Annotated in this window: 9 protein-coding genes; 2 read left to right on the top strand and 7 right to left on the bottom strand. The window is 26.8% G+C overall.

Features of this window, described 5'->3' with window-relative positions; translation table 11 throughout:
* Nucleotides 1–71 precede the first annotated feature (71 nt).
* From JWF52_RS01110 to JWF52_RS01140, 7 genes are all read right to left on the bottom strand, one after another.
* Nucleotides 72–506 carry a EutP/PduV family microcompartment system protein gene (locus JWF52_RS01110; protein WP_042274190.1) on the bottom strand — a complete coding sequence of 145 codons (435 nt, stop codon included), beginning with the start codon at nt 504–506 and terminating at the stop codon, nt 72–74.
* 2 nt (nt 507–508) lie between these two features.
* Complete coding sequence (gene eutS / locus JWF52_RS01115; protein WP_042274214.1) at nt 509–859, bottom strand: ethanolamine utilization microcompartment protein EutS; 351 nt, start codon at nt 857–859, stop codon at nt 509–511.
* A 233-nt stretch (nt 860–1,092) separates the two neighbouring features.
* Complete coding sequence (locus tag JWF52_RS01120; RefSeq protein WP_208331518.1) at nt 1,093–2,223, bottom strand: 1-propanol dehydrogenase PduQ; 1,131 nt, start codon at nt 2,221–2,223, stop codon at nt 1,093–1,095.
* Nucleotides 2,224–2,387: 164 nt separating this feature from the next.
* Nucleotides 2,388–3,320 (bottom strand): DUF362 domain-containing protein, encoded by a 933-nt coding sequence (locus JWF52_RS01125; protein ID WP_208331519.1) that lies wholly within the window; start codon nt 3,318–3,320, stop codon nt 2,388–2,390.
* A gap of 134 nt (nt 3,321–3,454) precedes the next feature.
* The gene (locus tag JWF52_RS01130) at nt 3,455–3,640 is read right to left on the bottom strand and encodes a hypothetical protein (RefSeq protein ID WP_042274193.1); all 186 of its coding nucleotides are present in this window, start codon (nt 3,638–3,640) and stop codon (nt 3,455–3,457) included.
* A 125-nt stretch (nt 3,641–3,765) separates the two neighbouring features.
* Nucleotides 3,766–4,497: an FtsZ/tubulin family protein gene (locus tag JWF52_RS01135; RefSeq protein ID WP_208331520.1), complete on the bottom strand. Its 732-nt coding sequence runs from the start codon at nt 4,495–4,497 to the stop codon at nt 3,766–3,768.
* 33 nt (nt 4,498–4,530) lie between these two features.
* Complete coding sequence (locus JWF52_RS01140; RefSeq protein ID WP_208331521.1) at nt 4,531–5,031, bottom strand: QueT transporter family protein; 501 nt, start codon at nt 5,029–5,031, stop codon at nt 4,531–4,533.
* 281 nt (nt 5,032–5,312) lie between these two features.
* On the opposite strand from JWF52_RS01140, the gene JWF52_RS01145 reads away from it, so the two are divergent.
* Nucleotides 5,313–5,660 (top strand): hypothetical protein, encoded by a 348-nt coding sequence (locus JWF52_RS01145; RefSeq protein ID WP_208331522.1) that lies wholly within the window; start codon nt 5,313–5,315, stop codon nt 5,658–5,660.
* Nucleotides 5,661–5,764: 104 nt separating this feature from the next.
* Nucleotides 5,765–6,148 (top strand): Fur family transcriptional regulator, encoded by a 384-nt coding sequence (locus tag JWF52_RS01150; RefSeq protein WP_208331523.1) that lies wholly within the window; start codon nt 5,765–5,767, stop codon nt 6,146–6,148.
* Nucleotides 6,149–6,159: the final 11 nt, after the last annotated feature.

Below are 6,159 nucleotides of genomic sequence, written 5' to 3' on the forward strand. Positions count from 1 at the left end.
TGTAAATACTTAATAGTATTTACAAATATATTATTTAATTGTATAACATATCTAAAAAATTATGTTTACTATTAAAGTTCACTTAAGTATTCAAGTAGTTCATCTAGTCCTATATTTTCTATAGTATCTACTTTAAATATTTTACTAGCTCCAGCTAATTCTAATCTTTCTTGAGCTAAGTTTATTTGTTCTTCACTATTAGCCTTACTAATTTTAGTTATAACTCCAATCACCTCTTTACAAAAGATACTGGAAAAACCTGGTGCTATATAGTTTTCTTCTTGTGTACAATCATATACTATTGCTATAACTTTTGCATCTACTGATGTAGTTATTAAAGCATTGTATAATGATCTATTTTCCATATACTCTCCTGGAGTATCTATTGCATTGTTATAAAGTTCTACTGATTGAGTTTTCTTATATTTAATTTCTAGTTGATCTAATTTTTGACATAAAGTAGTTTTACCACTGCCTGTCTTTCCCATAAAAATTATATTTTTCATTATTATGTCCTCGTTATTTTAGTAGATGTAAAGTTTAACATATCTCCTAAAACTTGTAACACTTCATCAAGTGCAGATTCTACAGAACTTACATCTCCTGTAACAACTAAAGATCCACTAAATCTGTCTATAAAACCTAATGATACGCCTGATGCTTTTGTTGCAACATCTGCTGCTATTATTGATGCTTCACTCGGCGTTATTGTTAAAATACCAATTGCATCTTTTTTGTCAATAACAAGTCCTAATTTCTTATATATATCTTCATTAGGATTAGCTATAATATGAGCAAGTGTAACTTGTTTACCTGGAACATATTCTTGAATGACTCTTTGTTTAGTATCTTCTGCCAATTTATACCCTGCTTTCTTTAATAACTTTTTATAACTAAATAGAGGCTTCCAAAAGACATATAAATACATATCTTCAAGAAGCCTCATTGCTTTCAAATAAGTTATCACGCCTTTGTGATACTTTTATTATAATTTTTTGTTTTATATTTGTCAATATATAATTACAATTTTATAAAAACATTTTCCTTTATTGAATGAATTTGACGATTTTAGAATGTTTTTGACGCTTTATATTACTTGATTTTATTTAATATGTCTATTATATCTTTTTCTGTAACTTGTTTTGGATTTGTAATAGTACACGCATCTTTTATTGCTAAAATAGCTATATCATCTTCAACACTACTTACATCTGATGCATTCACATTACATTGGCTTAGATTTTGTGGCATATTCATTTCTTTTTGCATTTTCTTTATTTCATTGATTAAGCTTTTTACACCTATTCTTACATTAGAATTATTTAATCCTAATAACTCAGCTATTTGAGCATACTTTTGAGCAGTCTCAGAGTACTTAGAATTACTATATCCTTCTATCCCAGCATTAAATTCTATTACATGTGGTAATAATATTGAGTTTGTTCTACCATGAGGTACATGAAGCTTACCTCCTATTGCATGAGCTATAGAGTGATTTATACCAAGTGACGCTTGATTAAATGCAAGTCCTGCTAAGCATGATGCATTATGCATTTTTTCCCTAGCACATAAGTCGTTTCCATCTTTATAAGCTTTAGTTAAATATTCAAACACAAGTTTTATAGCTTTTTCAGCAAGTGCATCCGAAAAATCATTTGCATCCGATGAGACATATGCCTCAATTGCATGAGTAAGAACATCCATACCTGTATCCGCTGTTATAAAGTTAGGTACTGTTTTTACTAATTCAGGGTCCAATATTGCTATATTTGGAATAAGTTCATCTGAAACTAATGGATACTTAGCCCCTTTTTGTTTATCTGTTATTACAGAAAAAGATGTTACTTCAGAACCTGTACCACTTGTTGTTGGAATAGCTATAAATTCTACATCAGATACTTTTAGTATTCTTTTAGAGAAGTCCATTATAGCCTTTGAAGCATCTATAGCTGATCCTCCTCCTAAAGCTATAATAACATCTGGCGTTACTCTATTAAACACTTCTACTCCACTTACAATAGTCTCTATTGGTGGATCTGGAACTATATCACTAAAAACTTCATATGAAGAGTTTACAAGATGTACTAGTATTTTTTCTATTGTATTTGACTTAACCATAAATGGATCTGTTATTACTAATATTTTTTTCCCTTTTATTTCTTCAAGATACTTTAATGAATCTTTTCCAAATTTTATTTTTGTCTTAACTTCAAAATTATACATTTTTATCTCTCCCTTTATCAATATTTATTTATAAGGTTTAAAATTAATAAACAAAAGCTCCATAGACATAAGTCTATGGAGCTTCTTTGCTCTTTCAACACCACTTTGTGTTAATATTTTTAATATACTATTTACGTAAAATATTGTCAATATACTATTTATTTTTATTCTCCATGTATATCTTTTATTTTATCTTTGTCAAGCATAACATTTTTACTTCCATATGCCGCTTTACTAAACATTGTTTCTGCTTCTTGCAAATCTATACCTTTTATAGTCATATTTTCTGTTTTTACTTCCCCAAGTTTATCCTTATATAATCCATATATATAACAAACTGCTTGAGGTAAAAAACCTAATAATCTAGATCCTATCGCGTCTGCTGCTAAAGGATCTGTTGATGCTATTATAAGTCCTTGTGTATCTACAGCCATTCCATTAGAAGGTCCTGTTCCAATCATAGCTTTGTCACAACTTACTATTGCTAAATCAATTGGTATTTTATTCATTATAGCTCTTATAAATCCATGTAAATCTTCATGTATTCCTGTTTGTTTTTTAGGATAACCATGAGTTTCGGCTGGTGGCCATCCCATAGCTATATTTTTTAAACTTGCAGTTACAGTTGCTTCTTCATGTTGTTTTAGCTGAGTAAATGAAATTATAACATCAGCTTCATTTATTACTTTATTTATAGGTGTTGATTTTATTATTTCATGGTTTAAATTTAAATCTATATAAGGCCCATAATTTAAATCTATAAATTCTACTTCCTCTTCTTTTATAACTTTATCATAACCTACTTTTTCCATTACATCTGTAGTTTTGCATCCACCTGAACCTGTTGCTATGTATACTTTTGAAGGATTTTTCTCTTTTACATATTGTATTAATGTTTTTAATGTTTTAGGTCCAACTGTTGCTGCGGATTTTGGACCATTATCATTAACCCAATTAGGAGTTATTACGACTTTATCTCCTTCATTTATTATTTTATCTATTGGTAGTAAGTCTAGTGCTTTTTTTAAAGAATTACTTTCTATCATTGCTTTTGCTATAGCTACTATTGGTTCTTGTACTTTTCTATTCCTTATCATAAGTTTCTCCTTATTAATAATTTATATATTAAATTATTAACATATAGCTTTATAATATTCTTAAATATAAAGATTAATATATAAAATTATTTTTAGATAAAATAAAAAGCCGTAATTTAATTACGGCTTTTTTATTATTTTTCATCATACGGAGGAGCTTCTTTAAAAAATGGAACTGATGATTGCTTTTGTATTTTTTTAGAAACTCTTTCTCCATCAGCTATTTCTTTAGCTATTTCTAAAGGTGTATTTGCATGGTTAACTAAGTCTCTTAAAGATGTATTTTCATCTGTACATCTTTTAGTAGTATTTTTTTGCATATAATCATCCTTTCATGCTTTTTATATTATAATTTCACAAAATACGACTTCTTATTCTATATATATAATTTTTTAATAAATAAAAAAGAGATACACTCAATAAATTTAATGTATCTCTTTTTTATTTAGTTGTATATTAAGCCAACTTTTATTTTTCCTTGTAAATTATCCTTTAAGTTCATTGAGAATATTGATTCATAAGTATCCTCACAAGAGTCTTGTATTAAAGTTAATAAATTATTTAAACTAATCATATCTTCTGGTTTAAAATCATTTGATCCCATTTCTAAAAGTATAATACCTTTTTTGCCTGTAAGTTCTTCTCCACTTTGATTCATATTATCAAATAAATTTTTAACTATTTCTTCATGAGATTTAGTACTTTCAAATTCATTATATGAGTATTTTATTCCTTTATCTGAGGCTAAAACTTCTTTAAGATCTGTTAAATCTATATTTATCATGCAAGTATCTAATATAGAATCTAGCATCATATTTATTAAGCATAGTAAATTATCTATATTTTCATCACACATATTAATTTCTCTATCTATATTAAATTCATCTTTATTTATTTTATCTACTGAATTCAATCCAATAGATAGTACTCTTCTTTCACCAGCCATATATCCAATAGCTTTTACTATTTCACATGCTTTTTTATTTTCAATTGAATAAGTCAAAAATAATACATCTACCCCATCTAAAAGGGTTCTTACATATTCTTTGTCTACATCTTGGTTTATATTTATTTTTTCTAAATCAATATTTTTATTTAATTTATTAGTTATAGAATCTAGGGTATTTATACCTTCTTCACCTATTCCTATTATTTTAGCGCTTTGTGCTTCTTTCATATTTTCTCCTTAACGATTAACTATTAAATTTTGTTATAATAAACTCTTTAATTTCTTACCATATTTTTTCTCTATCATATTAAATAAAGGAACACCTATTATAGTTATTACCACAAATTGTCCAAATCCTACCTGTAACATAGAAAGAATTAATGGTGCACCAAAGAATTTATTTAACATTATACCTACTATTATAGCATTTACTATAGTTGGCCACAATGATGCTATTAATAAATGTCCTTTTTTATCTTTCATAGTTTTTCCTGTTAAGTAAACTAAATACGTACTTATAAATGTTGCTAATGTTCCAAATATTATATCAGGTACACCATATGGACCTATGACATTAGCTAAAAAACATCCAATAGTTAATGCTAATATATACTCTTTACCAAGTAAAGGTAATAAAACCATTACTTCTGCCATTCTAAATTGTATAGGTCCATAGCTTATACCACTTAACGCTAATGTAATTACTGCGTATAATGCAGCTACTAGTCCTAAAGTTGTTAATTTCTTTGTATTTTCTCTCATTTTAAATCTCCTACTAAATTATTTTTTAGCCTAATTTACTAGCAAAAAAATAAAACCGTAATGTTTATCTACGGTTTTTTGTACAATAATTATAACATTGTATAAATGTTTTTTACCGTAGTTTTATTTATAGACAGGAGGCTTACGAACTGTCTTATTAAGTTTATTAAGATAGTATATACCATAATATTTATAAATTCAAACTATTTTTTAATTTATAGTAACATTTTTAATGTTATATTCATATTGTAAAATATTACTACATAACGATTGGAGGTATTATGCCTAAAATTAAGAGTATACATAGAGGCTATGATATAGAAAAATGCTGCAATGGATTGGCTAATCAGTATTTAGTATTAGTAACTATATTTGCAGCTATAATTTCACAAGAAATTGAAAATGATGAAGATTTAGGTATATTAGGCTCCTTTTTAGTTTCTTTAGGTGAAGAATTAGCCTTATCTTCTGAAATACGGATAGCGTGTAAGGAAAAATTAGAAAATCAAAGTTCTTCCGATGAAATAGTAGAAGATGTATTTGATAGATGTAGTAGCAATCCTAAGAAAAAAGTAAAAAAAATAAAGAGAAAATATATAAAAAGAAAGAATAAACCAACAAATAATTAAGTACTTCAAAATAAAAAGCTTAAATTATTAATATATTTATGTTTAAAAACCTATGATATGTGGTATATTTTAAGATATAATATTTATATAGAGTAGGTGATATCATGAAATTTTCAAAACAAAGGGAATTAATTTTAAACACTGTATTAGAAAACCGAGTACACCCTACTGCCGACTTTATTTACACATATCTAAAAAAAGATAACCCTAATTTAAGTTTAGGAACTGTTTATAGAAATTTAGCTCAATTAGTAGAACATGGATTTATAAGAAAAGTTAGCATACCTGGGTATCCTGATAAATTTGATGGAAACCTTGATAGTCATTATCACCTTATATGCGAAAAATGTGGTGAAATTTATGATTTAGATTCAAAAGTTTTAGATAATCTAAATATAACACTATCAAATGAACTCGGAGTTGATGTAACATCATCAAATATAACACTTAAAGGAATTTGCAATAACTGCAAAAAAATTAAATCTTAGTCATATAAAAA

This window comes from Clostridium sp. CCUG 7971 (assembly GCF_017590215.1).
GTDB lineage: Bacteria > Bacillota > Clostridia > Peptostreptococcales > Peptostreptococcaceae > Faecalimicrobium.